1 protein-coding gene is annotated in these 259 nt (G+C 37.8%); it reads right to left on the bottom strand.

What is annotated here, in order from left to right:
* A partial coding sequence (locus FFR48_RS28645; RefSeq protein ID WP_307722549.1) for a Calx-beta domain-containing protein occupies positions 1–259 on the bottom strand: 259 nt, incomplete at both ends.

Below are 259 nucleotides of genomic sequence, written 5' to 3'. Positions count from 1 at the left end.
TAAATTGAGGACTAGAATCATCGTTATTAATAGTACCTTTGGCTGTACCATTGGTAGAACTAATAATTGCACCACTCGTAGGATTACTTAAACTGACTGTAAAGGTTTCATTACCTTCAAGTAAGGTGTCTTGAGTTGTCTGAACTGTGAAAGTCTTGCTTGTTTCACCTTGTGCAAATGTTAGAGTTTCTGTTTTTGCAGTAAAGTCATTTGCACTTGCTGTGTCACCACTAGCTATGGATGTGGCTACGTTTACTGT

Origin of the sequence: Sphaerospermopsis reniformis (assembly GCF_005402885.1) — a bacterium.
Taxonomy (GTDB): Bacteria; Cyanobacteriota; Cyanobacteriia; order Cyanobacteriales; family Nostocaceae; genus Sphaerospermopsis; species Sphaerospermopsis kisseleviana.
Note: the sequence above shows the minus strand (reverse complement) of the source record. Positions and strands in the feature narration are given on the sequence as shown.